This window comes from Ruegeria denitrificans, from assembly GCF_001458295.1.
GTDB lineage: Bacteria > Pseudomonadota > Alphaproteobacteria > Rhodobacterales > Rhodobacteraceae > Ruegeria > Ruegeria denitrificans.
The window spans coordinates 46775-63492 of sequence record NZ_CYUD01000014.1 but is presented as its reverse complement, the minus strand read 5'-3'; the positions used below and the strand labels follow the sequence as shown (position 1 = coordinate 63492).

The 16718-nt window shown below is 54.2% G+C and carries 15 protein-coding genes; 7 read left to right on the top strand and 8 right to left on the bottom strand.

Going from position 1 to position 16718, the window contains the following annotated elements:
• Nucleotides 1–6 precede the first annotated feature (6 nt).
• Complete coding sequence (locus RUE5091_RS18660; RefSeq protein ID WP_058283467.1) at nt 7–243, top strand: hypothetical protein; 237 nt, start codon at nt 7–9, stop codon at nt 241–243.
• Nucleotides 240–1220, top strand: coding sequence for a D-2-hydroxyacid dehydrogenase family protein (locus RUE5091_RS18655; RefSeq protein WP_058283466.1), 981 nt, complete (start codon nt 240–242; stop codon nt 1218–1220). Before RUE5091_RS18660 ends, RUE5091_RS18655 begins: the two co-directional genes overlap by 4 nt.
• Here RUE5091_RS18655 and RUE5091_RS18650 read toward each other — a convergent pair.
• Entirely contained in the window at nt 1189–2208 is a 1020-nt protein-coding gene (locus RUE5091_RS18650) for an AbrB family transcriptional regulator (protein ID WP_243470817.1), read from the bottom strand. The genes RUE5091_RS18655 and RUE5091_RS18650 overlap by 32 nt on opposite strands.
• Before the next feature lie 122 nt (nt 2209–2330).
• Here RUE5091_RS18650 and RUE5091_RS18645 point away from each other — a divergent pair, with 122 nt between their 5' ends.
• From RUE5091_RS18645 to tcuB, 3 genes are read left to right on the top strand one after another with little or no spacing between them, the layout of a single operon-like run.
• Nucleotides 2331–3011 carry a GntR family transcriptional regulator gene (locus RUE5091_RS18645; protein ID WP_058283465.1) on the top strand — a complete coding sequence of 227 codons (681 nt, stop codon included), beginning with the start codon at nt 2331–2333 and terminating at the stop codon, nt 3009–3011.
• Between the two features lie 11 nt (nt 3012–3022).
• Entirely contained in the window at nt 3023–4417 is a 1395-nt protein-coding gene (gene tcuA, locus RUE5091_RS18640) for an FAD-dependent tricarballylate dehydrogenase TcuA (RefSeq protein ID WP_058283464.1), read from the top strand.
• Nucleotides 4407–5486, top strand: a complete 1080-nt coding sequence (gene tcuB, locus RUE5091_RS18635) for a tricarballylate utilization 4Fe-4S protein TcuB (RefSeq protein WP_058283463.1) — start codon at nt 4407–4409, stop codon at nt 5484–5486. Before tcuA ends, tcuB begins: the two co-directional genes overlap by 11 nt.
• A 522-nt stretch (nt 5487–6008) precedes the next feature.
• Here the strand turns inward: tcuB and RUE5091_RS18630 are convergent.
• From RUE5091_RS18630 to RUE5091_RS18610, 6 genes are all read right to left on the bottom strand, one after another.
• Complete coding sequence (locus tag RUE5091_RS18630; RefSeq protein WP_058283462.1) at nt 6009–6863, bottom strand: class I SAM-dependent methyltransferase; 855 nt, start codon at nt 6861–6863, stop codon at nt 6009–6011.
• 12 nt (nt 6864–6875) lie between these two features.
• Nucleotides 6876–8975 (bottom strand): alpha/beta fold hydrolase, encoded by a 2100-nt coding sequence (locus RUE5091_RS18625; RefSeq protein WP_058283461.1) that lies wholly within the window; start codon nt 8973–8975, stop codon nt 6876–6878.
• Nucleotides 8965–9588: a TetR/AcrR family transcriptional regulator gene (locus tag RUE5091_RS18620; RefSeq protein ID WP_165590800.1), complete on the bottom strand. Its 624-nt coding sequence runs from the start codon at nt 9586–9588 to the stop codon at nt 8965–8967. The genes RUE5091_RS18625 and RUE5091_RS18620 overlap by 11 nt, the downstream gene beginning before the upstream one ends.
• 331 nt (nt 9589–9919) lie before the next feature.
• On the bottom strand, nt 9920–10585 hold the full coding sequence (locus RUE5091_RS18615) for a homocysteine S-methyltransferase family protein (RefSeq protein ID WP_370732480.1): 666 nt from the start codon (nt 10583–10585) through the stop codon (nt 9920–9922).
• Nucleotides 10586–10638: 53 nt separating this feature from the next.
• A complete protein-coding gene (locus RUE5091_RS23625; protein WP_243470815.1) occupies nt 10639–10863 on the bottom strand; it encodes a hypothetical protein in 225 nt (74 codons plus the stop codon).
• Nucleotides 10864–10894: 31 nt separating this feature from the next.
• On the bottom strand, nt 10895–12289 hold the full coding sequence (locus RUE5091_RS18610) for an FAD-binding oxidoreductase (RefSeq protein WP_058283459.1): 1395 nt from the start codon (nt 12287–12289) through the stop codon (nt 10895–10897).
• Nucleotides 12290–12433: 144 nt separating this feature from the next.
• Between RUE5091_RS18610 and RUE5091_RS18605 the strand changes: the two genes are divergently transcribed.
• Together RUE5091_RS18605 and RUE5091_RS18595 are read left to right on the top strand one after the other, a co-directional pair.
• Complete coding sequence (locus RUE5091_RS18605) at nt 12434–13474, top strand: GlxA family transcriptional regulator (RefSeq protein ID WP_058283458.1); 1041 nt, start codon at nt 12434–12436, stop codon at nt 13472–13474.
• A 900-nt stretch (nt 13475–14374) separates the two neighbouring features.
• Nucleotides 14375–16000, top strand: coding sequence for an adenylate/guanylate cyclase domain-containing protein (locus RUE5091_RS18595; RefSeq protein WP_165590799.1), 1626 nt, complete (start codon nt 14375–14377; stop codon nt 15998–16000).
• 219 nt (nt 16001–16219) lie between these two features.
• On the opposite strand, the gene RUE5091_RS18590 is transcribed toward RUE5091_RS18595, so the two are convergent.
• On the bottom strand, nt 16220–16714 hold the full coding sequence (locus RUE5091_RS18590; RefSeq protein ID WP_243470814.1) for a GNAT family N-acetyltransferase: 495 nt from the start codon (nt 16712–16714) through the stop codon (nt 16220–16222).
• Nucleotides 16715–16718: the final 4 nt, after the last annotated feature.

Genomic DNA, 16718 nt, shown 5'->3' with positions numbered 1-16718 from the left:
GTCACGATGAACGACTACTCTGAATGCCTCGATATTGCCCGGCAGGAACTTAAATTGGCGCAGGCTGCATTGCGTCTGGATATGGCGAATTATCCGACGCCAATCGCTGGCTGCGATGAGCAATTCAATCATTTGCTGGATCAGAGCCAACGTGTCTGCAATGCGCTCGCGGCGCTTGAGGCCCCGAATTTTGTTCCAACACCTAGAAAACTGGAAACCGGGCAAGGTATTGAAAGTCGATGAAAATCCACGTTCTGGATGACTGGTTTAACACGCTACGCGGCCTGCCTTGTTTTGCAAAGCTTGCAGATCATGACGTGACGGTTTGGACAGATCACGTCGAAGACATCGGCGTGTTGGCATCGCGGTTACAGGATGCCAATGCTGTGGTTTTGTTCCGGGAACGCACCAATATTACCCGAGCGTTACTTGAGAAGCTGCCTAACCTGCGGCTGATCAGTCAGCGCAGCGTATATCCCCACGTCGATGTGCAGGCATGTTCTGATCACAATGTACTTTTATGTTCGAACATGCACGGCGGCACGCCGTCTTATGCCGCGGCCGAACTCACATGGGCACTGATCATGGCCGGAATGCGTGATCTGCCTTCGCAGATGACATCGGTCAAGGCAGGGCACTGGCAGGCCGGAGTGGGCAAGACGCTACGTGGTCGCCAATTGGGGCTTTATGGCTATGGCCGCATTGCTCGTGCCGTTGCAGGCTACGCTCAGGCGTTCGGGATGAATGTTGTCTGGTGGTCATCTGAGAATGGCCGGTCACGTGCACAGGCGGACGGAGCTACGGTCGCGCCGAGCCGGGAGGCGTTTTTTGCTGATAGTGATGTGGTGTCGGTCCATGTGCGCCTGAAACCGGGCACGCGTGGGATCATCACCGCATCGGATTTTGCACAGATGCAGCCCGGAGCGATGTTCGTGAATACTTCGCGGGCCGGGCTTCTTGCTTCGGGTGCATTGCTCGAGGCGCTTAGTGTCGGTCGCCCCGGCAAAGCCGCAATCGATGTGTTCGATGCGGAGCCGTTGACCGACCCAACCGATCCGTTGCTTGCGCATCCCAACCTGATCGCGACGCCGCATATCGGTTTTGTGACCGAGGACGAGTTCGACTTGCAATTTGCCGACATCTTCGATCAGGTAAACGCCTATGCCGATGGCGCTCCGATCCACATGATCAATCCCGAGGTTTGGACCAACGCAAAATAAGACCGGCCGCGATCGGTGCGCCGATGATCACCAGTACGATCCGTGTCAGGTGGTGGGTGATTACAAACCCCAGATCAGCGCCAGAGACTATGGCAAGAACGGTCATCTCAGCCTGACCTCCAGGCGCAAATGCAAGAAACGCCTCGAGCGGTTGACCCAAGCCGAGTGTAGTCACAACTGCCGTGAAACCGGCAGCCAGAATGGCGAGTATAACAACGTAGGCAACGCCAGCAGCAACAACCCGACGAAGCTCAGCCCATGTCACACCAACGAATTTTACACCTATCCCGCATCCGATGAAGTACTGCGCCGCTAGAATGGCTTCGCGGGGCGGTCGGGCATGGATGAAATCCCCCAGAGAAAATGCAGCCGTCAGGATCATCGGCCCAAGGATGGACGCCCCGAACAGACCAAGCCTCTCACCACCTTTCCATCCGACGAAAGCCGCCATAACCATGAGCAGAAGCTCGTGAACAGGCAGTTCACTGGCAGGCTGTCCAATGGGGTTGGTAAGTTCGGCATCGTAGAAAACCGTCAGAAAAATTGGTGCCAGGGTCACGATAATCAACACGCGTGTTCCGTGGATCAGTGAAAGTGTTCTCGGATCAGCACCGGCCTCGGTACCGAATAGGATCATGTCTTGCAGGCCGCCCGGCATGGCGGCGTAGAAGGCTGTCTTGTCGTCGAACCCGCAGACCTTGCGGAAGAACGGCACGCCGACCAATGCGATCAGGATGATGAAGAACGGGATTAGCATAATCGACGCTGCCATTTTTGGCAGCTCGGCGAACAGGCTGGGTGTGATCGATGCGCCAACCGCGACGCCCAGAATGGTTCTGGCCGCGACCGAGATCTGGCCGAACCCTGCCATCGGCGCATGGGCAAGAGCTGCAATCAGACATGCTGTCATGGGGCCAAACAGAAACGGCAACGGCAGATTTAACGCCCAGAAGATTAGCGTTCCAAGCGTCGCAAGGCCAAGTGTCATTGACCTTTTCATCAGCATAGCTGGTTGGTTTTCCGAGCTGGGCAAAACTTGGTTTCCGGGGTCATTGACTCGCTTTGTATCCAAGTGTATACATCTGGACTCAGATTGCAAGCGTGAGTGCTATGACCATCCAGGACGATCCAAGACAGCCCGGCCCACAAGGCAATTCCACCTATCAGCGCCTTCTGGACGAGGTTCGCGAAGGAACCCTTCTTCCTGGCGACCGCCTGAGGGAAATTGAATTGTCCGAACGGTTGGGCGTCAGCCGGACGCCGATCCGCGAAGCGATCCGTCAGCTTGAGGCGGACGGGCTGGTTACCCATGTGCCAAGGCTGGGCGCAACGGTCCGCAGCCTCGATTACGCCGAAGTTATGGAGCTTTATGAAATGCGCGCTGTGCTTGAAGGCACAGCGGCTCGATTGGCAGCGCGTGCGGCCTCGGACGTTGAACTTGATGAGTTGGAGGTTTTGAATAATCGACTGGCCGAGGCCGGTACGGGTCCGGACGCAGCCAGGATCAACCGGATTTTTCACGCCACTTTGTTGGATGCAGCAAAGAACCGGTTTCTGGCAAAATCCATGCTGTCCCTGCACAAGGCGCTGCTGATACTTGGCCCATCACAATTGTTGGACAGTAGTCGGGCAGAAACGGCGGTGACTGAACATCGGCGGATCATGACCGCCCTGAAATCGCGCGACGGTGCCGCAGCAGAAACGGAAATGCGCGCGCATATCCAGGCAGCCCAAAGTATGCGTATCCGCGCGCTGCAGGAACGTGACCGCACAAGCGATCAAAGCCACTAGGAACACGGCATATGGCCACCCAAATGGAAGCTTATGATATCGCGGTGATCGGCGGTGGTAACGCGGCCCTATGCGCGGCAATGACAGCTGCCGAAGCAGGCGCGAGAGTCCTGATCCTAGAAACCGCGCCCAAACCGTTTCGCGGGGGAAATTCACGCCACACGCGTAATTTTCGCTGTATGCACACCGGTCCTCTGGGTCCGTTGATCGAGGAATACAGCGAGGATGAGTACCTGTCCGACCTGCTAAAAGTCACGGGTGGCAAGACTGACGAACATCTGGCCCGCTTGGTGATCCGAACCTCGGAAGAATGTTTGCCGTGGATGGAAGAGCACGGGGTCCGGTTCCAGCCGTCTCTTTCAGGTACATTGTCCCTTGCCCGGACCAATGCGTTTTTCATGGGGGGCGGCAAATCTCTGGTGAATGCCTACTATCGGACAGCCGCCGGGTTGGGGATCGACGTCCGATACGAAGCCGCAGTCACGCATCTGGAGCTGAATGGTGATCAGATCGAATGGGTGGATTTCACCTATGAAGGTCAAGAACATCGCATTACTCCCAAAGCCGTGATTGTCGCCTCAGGCGGGTTTCAGGCCGACACTGATTGGCTCACCCGCGCGTGGGGCGAACCTGCAAAGAACTTCCTGATCCGGGGTACTCCATACAATCGAGGTGTAGTGTTGGCCAACCTTCTGGATCAAGGCATTGAGCGTGTCGGTGATCCAACCCAATGCCACGCAGTTGCCATCGACGGGCGTGCGCCGAAATTCGATGGCGGGATCGTCACTCGTCTGGACTGCGTTCCGTTTTCAATCGTCGTCAACAAGAACGCAGAACGGTTCTATGATGAAGGCGAAGACATCTGGCCCAAACGCTATGCGATCTGGGGACGTCTGGTGGCCGCCCAACCGGATCAGGTGGGGTATGTGATCATCGACGCTAAATCGCTGAACCTGTTCATGCCGTCAATGTTTCCACCGCTCAAGGCGGACACGTTGGAAGAACTGGCCTGGGTGATGGACCTACCAGCCGACAAGCTGACGACGACCGTCGCCGAGTTCAATGCTACGTGCGGTGATACCAGCGGGTTTCACCCGACCGAATTGGATGGATTAACGACCACTGGCCTGACACCGCCCAAGACCAATTGGGCTCGTCCTATTACTGAGCCGCCCTTCTTTGGCTACTCGCTGCGCACAGGTGTGACGTTTACTTACCTGGGCCTGAAAGTCGACGATACAGCCCAGTGTTCGAGCCGTGACGGTAAGATCAAAAACCTTTGGGCGGCCGGAGAAACCATGGCGGGGTCGATCCTTGGGCAGGGGTATCTGGCGGGCTTCGGCATGACCATCGGAACCGTTTTCGGACGCATCGCAGGACGTGAGGCCGCCGCTTATGCAAACTGAATTGATCCAGGAAGCCCGCCGTCAGGCCGAGATCTGCAACGCCTGCCGCTATTGCGAGGGCTATTGCTCGGTATTCCCGTCGCTGCACACAGAGCGCGCGTTCTCGGATGGAGACATCACGCAACTGGCCAACCTCTGCCACAACTGCCGAGGCTGTTATTACGCCTGTCAGTACACCGCCCCGCACGAGTTTGACCTGAACCTGCCCAAGGCACTGGCCGAGGTGCGGCGCGATAACTGGGAAAGCTTCGCATGGCCGCAGCCGCTGGCGCGCCGGTTCCACACGCATGGCGGGGCCATAGCCCTGGCGCTTGTGATCGGATTTGCCCTGTTGCTCGGGGCCATCCGCGCCATCGGTTCCAGTGGAGGCGAGGGGTTCTACGCCGTCCTGTCGCACAACGCGATGGTTGTGATCTTCGCGCCCGCGTTCCTGCTGCCTCTATTCAGTATAGCCATCAGCCTTCGGCACTATTGGGCCAAGGTTGACGGCGAACCGATCCAGATGTCTGATCTGATGGCTGCGTTCAAACACGCGGGCAAGATGCAGGATTTGGCCGCAGGCCATGGCGAGGGCTGTAACTTCGAGGACGAAGACCGTTTCAGTCAGGGCCGACGCCACATCCACCACGCCATCATGTATGGCTTTCTGTTGTGCTTTGCGTCGACCTCGGTGGCGACCGTCATGCACTATGTATTCGGAATGCACGCGCCGTACGGATTCTTGTCGTTGCCGAAAGTGTTCGGAATCTCCGGAGGTATTTTGCTGACAGTAGGGTGCGGTGCGATGGCGCTGCTCAAGCTAAAGTCAGACCGTGAACTTGGCGATCCGTCGGCATGGGGCGCGGATATCGGATTTATCCTGTTGCTCGGGTTTGTGGGGCTGAGTGGACTTGTTCTATACGCCCTCAGTTCAACAGCATTGATGCCTGCACTGCTTGCCATCCATCTTGGTTCGGTACTGACATTCTTCCTGCTGATGCCCTACACAAAGATGGCACACGGCTTCTATCGGCTTGCTGCTCTTGTTAGGGATGCGCAACGGAAAAGAGATGTGTTCCTGGTCCGTTAGCAGCCCGTCGCGCCTGTGTGAGCAGAAAGAACATGCAATAGGATCAATTATGATTTTGAAGAACTCTGCGTTACAGCATTTCGAGTGGCGGTCAACGTCCGGAATGGGCCGTCCCTTGCACGACCGACGGCAGCGACGCACGCTTCGCACGTATTTGGGCCAACCGCAGCATTTGGCACTCTGGGCTCTTTTGACACTTTCGCCGCGCCGGCCATGAGCAGCCGGTTCGGGAAAAGCCCCATTCGCTGCGCGGCGCTTGAACTGGTAAGTCGCGGGACTTTTCCGCCGTTGCCACTCTGGGTGTTCGCTGACGCAGCATCCACTCGCAGTTGCGACACACTCATTGCTGCGCTGCAGCCGATGCCGCCAGACCGGGCATTAAATGCCAGCCTGAGGGACGAAATTCAAACTCTCTTTTCACCGTAACCGAGACCGGCAAACGAGGAACGAGGAACGATCAAATCCACCATTCACTTGCACAATGCAAATGTCCGGTTTCTAACGGTTCCAACACTTTTCAGATTATGTTTTGACCCCCGAAGCCGCAATCATAGTACACGGGCCAATGAAACCGGTGTCGGTTTCAAAGGCTTCCAGCGCGATCTCTACTTCCTCCCACGCAGCCTGTTTGGCCTCATCGTCCAGCCCTCCAAGCATTTGGTGTAGGGCCCCAAAGCTTTCCTGTTCAAAGCGCAGGCATTCCTGCGCCGTTTCAAGGACAACGGGCGCTTCGATTTTTTGCGTTTGAATATCACCGAGTCCGGCCGCTTCAAAAAGGTCTTCGATTACACCAGGTGCACCGAGGCTGAACGGGCCGGGCAATCCCGGAGCCGGTGCGGGAAGATTAGCGTGTTTGCGAATGATACCGACTGGGTCGGAAAAGAAACGGCATTCCTGCGGCGTCGCATAAACCAGGGCGCCTACCGATCCACCTTTGTGCAAGGCGGAGATCTGACTTTTCATCGAGCTTTTCTGATCCGGGAAGAAAATGAGGCCGACCCGTGAAATCACGGCATCAAACCGTTGATCCCCGGTCTTAAGGTTTTCGCCGTCCATAACTGTGGCACGCGCCTGTGTCAGTCCGGCCCGTTCGAACTGATCATTGGCAAGTCGGGTAAGGTTCTCAGAAAAATCGGTGGACAAGACAAAGCCGTCTGATCCGACGCGCCTCGCGCTCTGCAGCGCATCCTGACCAGAGCCACCAGCGATATGCAACACTGTGGACCCTGACTGGACACCGCACATGTCCAGGAGCGTTTCGGTCGCTGGTCCGAGCCATCGATCCAGCAACGGCCCCCAGGCATTCCAGTGTCCAGCGACATTATCCCACTGATTTCGAGTGGAGTTCTTAAAGGCAACGGGATCAAAATTTGTCATATGTCAATATCCTTATAGCAATTCGTGAAGCATGGCCGCAGCGCGCGATGCCCCGTCGGCGGCGACGGTGTTCGGGATGCGTGGAGCGCCCAATTCCTCGAGCATGGCCGTCGCAATCCTTTCGGGATCGCTTTCGGCAAAAATCATCTTGCGTCCGGCGTTGTAGCGTTCCAGACGGCTGGCCACGTGGAAGTTTTGTTCGAAATGGCTGCGCAACGGAAAGTAGAGGAAGGGAGTGCCTGCTGCCGCAAGTTCCATGCAAGTGGTCAATCCGCCTTGCACCAAAGCCAGATCACAAGCCGCTAAGTGCCGGTCAAGATCTGGCACGAATGCGCGCATCTCAACTCCATCGGGCAGATCAAACACTGCCGGATCAAGCCGCGGACCAGCAACCACAATGACCCGCAACTCCGGAATACGGGTGCGCGCCAATGGTACCGCCTTGAGAATTCGTTGGATCAGCGCCGCGCCGACACCGGACCCGCCGACAGCCACGATGCAGGTCTTGCGCCCGTCATCATAGCCGAATTCAACGCGTAGGTCGTCTCGGCTGCCAAATTCTGACGGATGCTGCCCGATGATGTAGTCGGAAAACTCGAAATGTTTCGGTATCCAGTCGCGCATTTGCGGTAACCCGTCACCGAAGTCCCGATTAACGATGTCGTCGCTCGTGCCCACGAAAATTGAGCGATCCCGGACATCTGGATGTCCTTCTACATGTTTGATCATCTCAGCATTGTAATCGGCAGTCAGGAACGCCTCACGCGGGCCGTTTTCCGCAAATGGCAGCCAACCTACGAAATCTGTAAACCACGCCATCGGCGCTTTTTTCAGGTCTGGGTGTTCGTGCCAGTAGTGGTCCACATCCCAGGCTTCGTCAGCGATCACTAGATCATAGGATTCTTCTTCCAATACCTCTTGGAACACCATGAAATTCTTGATCAGGATCTCGTCCATGTTGCGGATCGCCTGAAAGGCGTGAAGATCATGTTCTCCACATTCGGCCTCAATATGCGCGCTTTCGTTGGCCAGCAATTTGCTGGCCGGATGGACGCGTTCGGTGTTGGCATCCAGAAACCGGATTACCGGGTCCTGCGCCAGCCAATCCACTTGCAGATCAGGGTGCAGCTTGCGTAGCTCACGTGTTACCGCCAGATCTCGACGTGCGTGGCCCAAGCCAATAGGAGAGGACAGATACAGCACCCGTTTCGGAGCACTCGTCACCTTGCGACTTTCGGGCTTCCACGTCCCCAGATGACGTGCGAGAAAATCGCGCATCAAGGTGTTGAACCGGGCGGGGAAACGCGCGTGGATTGCATGCCCGCCGCCCTCAAAGACCTGCAATTCACCTCCCGTCAGCTCCGCGATGGCAAAAGATGTTTCCGGGGGAGTGACGTCGTCATTGTCGCCGACACAAATCAGGCTTGGGCATTGCACTTTGCGATACATGTCCTCGTCAATTGCGATCTCCGGTGTGTCTCGGGCCTCTTGCGTCATGATCAGCATTTCAGCATCACCTTCCAACGCCCAGGCGACGGCATCTTCGTGCTGTTTGGTGGAATGTGGTTCGTTATGAACCCGATCCAGAAAGAAGCGCACAAAATCTGGGTAATCCTTGCGCCAGTAGTCGGGATTGTATTTCTGCCAGAGCTGCGGATGGTCGACCAGATCGTTGGCATAGGCATCTGCCCGTTCTTTTTTGGGGGGAACAATCGGGCTCCACGCGCCGGTTGAGATAACAGCGCTGACGCGATCAGGGTGATAGGCCGCCACGGCAAAGGCGATGGCACTGCTGAAAGAAAGCCCGACAAGCGCAGCTTTTTCAACGCCGATTTCATCCATGACCGCAATCACATCGGCGACAATCTTGTCGATTGTGTAAGCGTCTGGATTATTGGGACGATCTGATTTCCCATTGCCGCGTGGATCAAACGTAATGACCCGAAACCGCTCGCTCAGATATGGCACCTGCGCCTTCCAGACGCGGGAATGGATAAGCGCCCAGGTCGGCACGAAAAGGATCGTCTCGGCCCCATCTCCGTAGATTTCATAGTGCAGGTTTACACCGTCACGATCGACAGTACCTTCGGCATGGGGAAGTTTAGCGCGCATGATTGGATTCCTCCTTTTGAAGATTCTCCAAATTCGCGATAACCTCGCCAACCTGGCGCAATGTTTTTCGGACGGGGTGAATCTGTTCCTCGTAGCCAAGCAGGATAAGCGCTTCGGCACCAATAAAGGCGCAGGCGATCAAGGACGCCATCGCCTCTACCGAGAGCGGACCAATATCTCCGTGTTCCTCAGTGGCCTCCTGCGCCAATGCAATCAGCAGTTCGTTCCATTGAGTAAGAGCTGCACGAACCGCGTCCCCGATTTTTGGGTTTGACCAGCCTGCGGCGATAAGTTCCTGCAAAACCCGAACATAACCAGACTGAATATCTTCATCGAGGAAGTCGCAGGCCAGAAACCACTTTTCGGAAATCCGAAGCGACGGGTTTGTGAACGTTTGTTTTTGCCGCTCTATCAAACCCGCGTTCATATATTCAAACAACGCAAGGATCATTCCTTCCTTCGACCCAAAATGGTACCGAATTTGGCTCATCTGCGTATTTGCAATCTCTGATACCCTACGCGTCGAAAGCCCTGCAAACCCTTCTTCGGTAAGTACCTGGCGGGCTGCCTCCAGTAGCTCTAGTTTGGTCTGTTCGACGCGTTCTGCTGTCACTCGGGCCATAGCGAATCCTTTCAAATTAATATTAATTCATTCGAACGAATTAATCAATATTGAGAAGTTTTCACTATCTGCATGAGGCAAGAGACTCTTTACAGGTTCAACGTATTTGGCTGCTTTGGCCAGGATTTCAGCCGTTGAAGTGGGCTCTTTAATTAGAGCTTCAAGAGACTAAGCCGCGCTATAGCAGAACAATTCCTGCCTCAGCGCAACACTCGCGTCGCGCGCCATTTCATGAAGCGAATTAGTGTTTGAATCCACTTTGTCGAACGCTGCGCATTCAACGAAGGACACCTAAACTCGCAAGTTCGTTAGCGCAGATCACTTACGCCGCAGCCAACAAGGCTCTCCCGATTTTCTCGACATGGATATAATCGGTGCCGCAACACCCGCCAAAAACATTCATCGTTGGATGAGCGGCCCTGATATCAACGTATTGATTTGCCAATTCATCTGGGTTTCCTTCTTCAAGATGCCCCAACTGGCACAACGTGCCGTGATCCAAAGAGGATGCGTTGGCCCGCAGTCCACGGATGCGGTTCGCCCAGGGCTCATTGCCCAGTGCGGGGCCAAAATCGACCGGATGCGAGCAGTTGATCATATAATACGCCGGAGCGCTTGACGTTGCGGCATCGACTATTTCAATCGCTTGTTTTAGCGTTTCACCGCTGCGAAGTTTACGGTTTTTCTCAATCGTAAAGGAAATAACCGACGGGATGCCAGCCTGGGCTGAAGCCTTTGCAATACCAATCGCCTCGTCTGTTGTGTTCAGGGTCAGTGCTGTGACGATATCGACCCCGGCGGCTTTGAACGTCTCAATCTGTTCACTATGGTAGGCTTGTGCACTCTTTGGAGTTAGGCCTTGGTTTGTTTGATAAGCGTCACCCTTCGGCCCGATGCAACCACTGATAACGGTGTTCTCCGCTGTCAAACCAGCGTTAGCAGCGCACTCACGGTAAAGTTCGAAGCATTTGTGGTTCATCTCAGCCAAGGCATCAGCAGTATATCCAAGCAACGCTCCCCAATCGCGACTTGCGCGATATGTCAGGCTGTCAAAATGAAGGGCGTTCCAAGTTTCACGGCGATATTGGCGAAGGCAATGTAGTATTCCCGAAGCGCTGCGGCTGATTGTTGGTCGTTCAGCAGATGAAATGCGCTAAATTCAGGTAACTCAAAGCCTCGCTTATACAAAAGCCAAGTCTCGGTACCGCCATCGGTTAAGAAAATGTCGTCCGTCTGATGTGGCAATCGGGGTGTAGGTTTGGTCATATCGTGCTCCTATCAATATGCTGCGCTGGTCTTATGCCTCAGGTGCGATGTTTTGATTGAAGCGGAACCGGTTTTGCGGGTCGAATTTGGTTTTTATCTCGACAAGCCGCTTATAGTTCGGGCCGAAACTTGTCTGCGTCAGCTCCGCGTTGTCCTCGCCATGGCCCGCAAAGTTCAGGTAGGCACGCCCATGATGGCCAAAACGTTCGGAATTTGACCAGCCGTCCCGTGACCAGGCAATATTAGCGGCATCGTCTGCCGGGTCTGACCAAATTCCATCAAGCGAATACATCCAGCCAAAAGAACGATCGCCAAATGCGGTGGCGCCGGCGGCGACCTTTGCTGTTGCGCCGCCGAAATTCCAAAGCGATGAAATCGAATTGTCTGAGGGGGCCGCCAATGCATTAGAAATCGCCAGGTCGATCATTTCATCTGACAAGTCGCTGAGATAACGCGCCTTCCAATAACACCGGAAATCTCCGGCGGGGACCAGAGTATCAAACAACTGCTGCACATCGCAGTAGTTCATCCGCCCGGAAAAATCCGTCGACAGTTCGCCAAGTTCACGAAGCGGCTGAGTCAGCGCTTCGCCCTCGGCGGCGTCTCCGTTGTAGATGCATGCAAGGGTAAAGACCCGCTTGCCCCAGTGTTCTTCAGGAAAATCTTCGCCTCCTGCCGTTGAAAACTCGCACAGTGAACCAACCTTGTCCCCGTGTTGAGCAAAAAAATCTCGCCATGCGCGTATAGGTTCTGGGCCGTCCTCAACCAAATATATCGGAGCAGTAAACATAACTTCTGGACCCATGGGGTGCAGAGCAAATTCAAAATTAACTACAACGCCAAAATTGCCGCCACCACCTCGGAGCGCCCACAATAGATCTGGGTTTTCGTCAGTGCTGGCGCGCACCAATGATCCGTCAGCCGTCACTACATCAGCCGCGACCAAGTTATCGATAGAAAGCCCGTGTTTGGCGCGCAGCCAGCCAATGCCACCAGACAGCGTAAGTCCAGCCACACCGGTGTCAGAAATCAAACCACCCGGCGTAGCGAGCCCATGTTTTTGTGTCGCCGTATCTACATCACGCCACAATGCGCCGCCCTGAACTTTGGCCAAACGCGCGGTTGGATCGACTTCAACACCGCGCATCCCAGAGAGATCGATCATCACGCCGCCGTCACACACCGCGTGCCCAGCAACATTGTGACCGCCGCCCTTAATCGAAATCGGCAAGTCCTGGGCAACGGCGAGCTTCACAGCCGCTTGGACATCCGATGCAGATTTGCACTGGGCAATGACGGCAGGGCGGCGATCTATCATCGCATTCCAGACCGCACGTGCGCCATTAAACCGGTTATCATCCGGGTCAATCAGATTACCACTAAACTCAAGTGAGAGCGTCTCTAACATGTTGGATAAGTCGTTCATCGTAGTTACCCCTTTTGATTTCTTTTCAGGCTAACCCAACTCCTCATATCGCAAGAAGTGGCAATATGGACGCCGCCAAGGCATACTGGACAAATGACCACGGCAAACGTGTCAAAACCGTGCTGAAATAGACAGGAGACCCTGATGAGCCACGGAAAGAACCCCCTGATTGTGTTGCTGGCAGCACCAGAAACCTCGGCCTCAGTATTATACGGGTTGTACGATGTGCTGGCCTCGGTTGGGGCTGTCTATTCAGACATGTTGGCCGGAACGCCGGGAAATGAAGTTTTGGATATCAAGATTGCCTCTGCGGACGGGAAACCATTTCACTGTCTGGGCAATATTCCAGTTGAGCCGCATATTGCGACCGACGACGAGGCTTCTCCTGACGCTGTCGTGGTTTGCGATATGTATACCTCGATTTATGACGTCCCAAAGGGGCGCTATCCGCGCGAAATTGCGTGGCTGCGGAAAGTTCATGACAAGGGAGCGCTTGTAACTTCTGTTTGTTCAGGTTCGCTTTTGCTTGCCGAAGGTGGGATGTTGGATGGCAGAGAGGCAACCGCCCATTGGGCATATCGTGACATGTTTCAGCGCCACTATCCCCAAGTTTCCTTTCGCAACGAAAGCATCTTGTGCTTAACGGAAGAGGCTGACGGGATTGTGACAGCAGGCGGCGTAAGCGCGTGGCATGATCTTACCGTTTATCTGATTACCAAGCTTTGCGGATACCAGCATGCGATTGAAACCGCGAAAGTGTTCTTGATCAGCGGGCATTCTGAAGGACAATCCCCCTATGCTGTGATGACCCGGCCGATGGAGACATCCGATGCGCAAATATCCGACTGCCAGACATGGATTGCCGAAAACTACGAGGTTGCCAAGCCGGTTGAACAAATGGTGGCGCGTTCTGGCCTGAATGCCCGAACATTTTCCCGCCGGTTCAAGGCGGCCACAGGATTTGCGCCGATAGAATATGTGCAGGCCCTTCGGATTGAAGAGGCCAAACAGATGCTGGAGACCGACGAACAGCTTGTCGATGAAGTTGGCGTATTGGTTGGCTATGAAGATCCAGCATCGTTCCGACGGGTGTTCAAACGCGGCGTTGGCCTGTCTCCCGCCGCCTATAGGAAAAAGTTCCAACGTATCTCACAAATCGCAAAACCTATGGCTGCGAAAGCTTAGACAAATTCTGGGGCAATCTTAAAGCATCTTGAAACCAGCACATGAAAAGCTCGTTCACTGGAGCGGACATTCACGTAACTGCAGCGAAAGCTCAATTTGTCCCGCGATCTGTGAATTTGCCGTTTCAAAATTTCTGCACGATCGACGAATGGCCGAATTCGCCGCCGCACTGCATCACGGATTTTTACGCCTGTGCAGAAAATTCGGTGCTGCGAGCGCGTGCAGCGTAAAATCGAGAGTTCCGGTTAGGGCTCTTTCGACACCTTCGCCGCAAGTTCGATGAAGGGCCGCTTTTCGTATTGGGTCAGAAATGCTTGACGTTTGGGTCAGAATTGAATGACGCGATTCACTGATTTATTGAGGTTTTGGCTGTCGATTGAGTCAAAGGTCAGTGACGTTCCACAAATAAGTTAACATATTGATTAAAAAGTATAAATTAGCCTTTTGCGCAGTGTGTTCCCACGATAATTCCCACTCGGGAGGTTGGAACGCCTAGGTACACCTTGGAATGTTTTTATTTTGGTAGTGCCCACCACTAATTGTTCAAACACATGAAGCTTGAAATTTTAGGCTTGTAGTTTCGTCATGGAACGACATAGCGAAATGCGCGACATTAGCGCTCGTTTCTAAGATGCATCCAGCTTTAGTAATTCAGCTTTTGAACTTAAGTTCACTAAAACCGAGCGATAGGTCTGTAACTGCACTCCATCTTCAAAGGCAGCTCTCGCGAAGAGCGGACACTCGCCGAAATCTTGGCTACGACCGCTATGCGGACAAAGCCGTCATTCGCTGCATCGATGTGATGATGTATCAAGGTTGTATCGTCCGCTTTCAAAAGATGACAATGTTTGAACGTTGTCTTAACCTCGCTTTATGAAAGCTCGCCTTGCTGTGATCTTGATGGCCGACCTGGTCGGCTATACGTCCGCAATGGAGGCGGATCAGGCGCTCGCAATCGAGCTGGTCCGAGACCTTCGTGATAAATTACTGGAACCAGAAGCCTTACAAAGAGGCGGCGAGATACTTAAGCGTATGGGTGATGGATGGATAATTGCCTTTCCATCAGTATCAGCCGCAATCGAAACAGCTCAATCTGTACAACTGGCATTGGTTGATCATAAAAAAATCAGACTGAGGATGGCAGCGCATCTTGGGGAGATCGTTCAAGACGAGGCCGACACTTATGGCGCCGGAATAAACATCACCGCGCGCCTGCAAACCGAGGCGCCACCCGGTGGCGTGATGATCTCCGAAGACCTCAAGCGGCAGTTGGACGAAAAGCTCTCAGCGGGTTTCAGCGATGCGGGTAGGTTCGATTTAAAGAACGTTGCTAACCCGGTGAATGGGTTTCAATGGCGGCCCGCCTCGCAGCGTGAAATTGAACTTACCGAATTGCCTTCCATTGCAGTCGAACCGGTCACAAGTGCTCCCGAAACGAGAGAGACGCTTGAGGTTTGCGCTGACCTGCAGGAGCAGCTGGTCCACAGTCTTTCGCGCCGCACCGGTGTTCGTGTAATTGCAACAGATTCAACATCCGAGACCAAAGCGACTTACAGCCTGAGGTGCAGGTTGCGCTGCCGGGAGACCGAAGCAAGGATATCGTCAAGCCTGACCCGGTTGGGAGATGGACAGGTGACCTGGTCGCGCTTCTTAAACGGAGATTCAGAGGATTTGTTTGAATTAAGCGACCGGGCTGCAGAACAGTTGTCAGACGATTTACGTCTGCAGATCAATGCGTTTGACGGTGACCGGCTTAATGATATTCCAGACGATCAATTGAGCCCAAGTGAGTTGAGATCCCGAGCGGCAATGCTGTTTTATCGTGCCACCGTCGAGGACTACAATCACGCGAGTAAATTGCTAGAGCGAGCGCTTCGACTCGATCCCGAGAATGGGTCCGGGCTTGCGATGTGGTGTGAAGCCAAACTGTACCCCTTAGAAGCATGCTATCGCGAGGCTGATCCTGATTTGCGTGTACGGATCATTGAGTCTTCGAACAAGGCTGTTCAGTCCGCGCCTCGCTCCGACTATTGCTGGTACACGCGGGCACAGGTGCGCGCGCGCCTCGCGGGTGATTTGCATGGTGCACGGAAGGACATTGATAGAATTTTCCGACTGAATCCTAGTTACGTTTTGGGTATGGAGGCGAGCGGTTATACCGAAGTTATTGCCGGCAACTGGGAAGCTGCTCGGAAGAGTTTGGTGGAGGCTGTGGGTCGTTCCACCGAGGATCCGTTTCTGCCGTACCGGCTTTATCCCCTTTCGATTGCCCACATGATGGCAGGTGATCAAAAACTCGCGATTGAAGCAATTTCAGACGCGACTGAAATGCGCCCCTATTGTCGACACTTCTGGTTGGTGAAGGCGTGGATACTCAGGAAGTCGGGATTGCACTGCGAGGCGGAAACGACCGTAGAACATGCGGAAGCATTGCCAGAAAAAGCGGATATCTTAGCACAGAACCTTCATTTGCCTGACCACATCAGAGAGGCGATAGGGTTGCCAAGCAACCCAATCCAAGCATAGAGGCCTAAATGGGTTACGAGCGCAGAGGTTTAGAACCGAACCGCAGCTATGCATCTCATTGTCGTCGTTCGATATTCTGATGCAACTTTACCTAAAGCCTGCTACCCACAGAAGCCGCAAGCACAAAGATGCATTATTTACCAGGGCAGCTTTGGGCTCGTTATAAACATTTTCGGTACTCCGCGTGAACGATTGCTATGAAGACTATTGCGGCATCATTCACGGCAGCGACTTTGACAGCAGCATCCAGTTTTCTGTCTCAGTTTCCCAGTCTTCTTTTACGCAAGGTGCAGATGCTATTTCGTGGTAGCCGATGCGTTCATACAAACTTCGGGCACCGATGTTGTTGTCAGCCACTATTACGCTCATTCGGTTCAGTTCTTCGGAATGTGCTATCTTTTCAGCGATGCCAAGCAGGCGTGAGCCAAGCCCTTTTCCCCTATGATCGGGGTAGCAAGCCAAGACATTCACGTACCAACTTTCAGTTACTTTGTTCTCCAGTTCCTGAAACGGACGGAAAAGCGCTGGGAAATCTTTCCCAATCTCAACTGGCTCTGAACCGATCGCATAACCGGTTAGGCTAGCAACTGCGCCAGCTCCGTAGTCTACGACGACAATTTGACCTTCACGCGCTTTGCTGGCCTGCCGCGCACGGCCTACCTCCCATGCATCTTGTCCGCCTTCTGCAAGGCCTTTCCAGATGTAATGAGGCAAGCCC

Coding starts and splice junctions, on each gene's coding strand:
- RUE5091_RS18625 (WP_058283461.1), bottom strand. CDS start 8,975: ATGCGCGCTAAACTTCCCCATGCCGAAGGTACTGTCGATCGTGACGGT.
- RUE5091_RS18605 (WP_058283458.1), top strand. CDS start 12,434: ATGAGCCACGGAAAGAACCCCCTGATTGTGTTGCTGGCAGCACCAGAA.
- RUE5091_RS18660 (WP_058283467.1), top strand. CDS start 7: ATGAACGACTACTCTGAATGCCTCGATATTGCCCGGCAGGAACTTAAA.
- RUE5091_RS18645 (WP_058283465.1), top strand. CDS start 2,331: ATGACCATCCAGGACGATCCAAGACAGCCCGGCCCACAAGGCAATTCC.
- RUE5091_RS18595 (WP_165590799.1), top strand. CDS start 14,375: ATGGCCGACCTGGTCGGCTATACGTCCGCAATGGAGGCGGATCAGGCG.
- RUE5091_RS18630 (WP_058283462.1), bottom strand. CDS start 6,863: ATGACAAATTTTGATCCCGTTGCCTTTAAGAACTCCACTCGAAATCAG.
- tcuB (WP_058283463.1), top strand. CDS start 4,407: ATGCAAACTGAATTGATCCAGGAAGCCCGCCGTCAGGCCGAGATCTGC.
- RUE5091_RS18650 (WP_243470817.1), bottom strand. CDS start 2,208: ATGACACTTGGCCTTGCGACGCTTGGAACGCTAATCTTCTGGGCGTTA.
- RUE5091_RS18655 (WP_058283466.1), top strand. CDS start 240: ATGAAAATCCACGTTCTGGATGACTGGTTTAACACGCTACGCGGCCTG.
- RUE5091_RS18610 (WP_058283459.1), bottom strand. CDS start 12,289: ATGAACGACTTATCCAACATGTTAGAGACGCTCTCACTTGAGTTTAGT.
- RUE5091_RS23625 (WP_243470815.1), bottom strand. CDS start 10,863: ATGACCAAACCTACACCCCGATTGCCACATCAGACGGACGACATTTTC.
- tcuA (WP_058283464.1), top strand. CDS start 3,023: ATGGCCACCCAAATGGAAGCTTATGATATCGCGGTGATCGGCGGTGGT.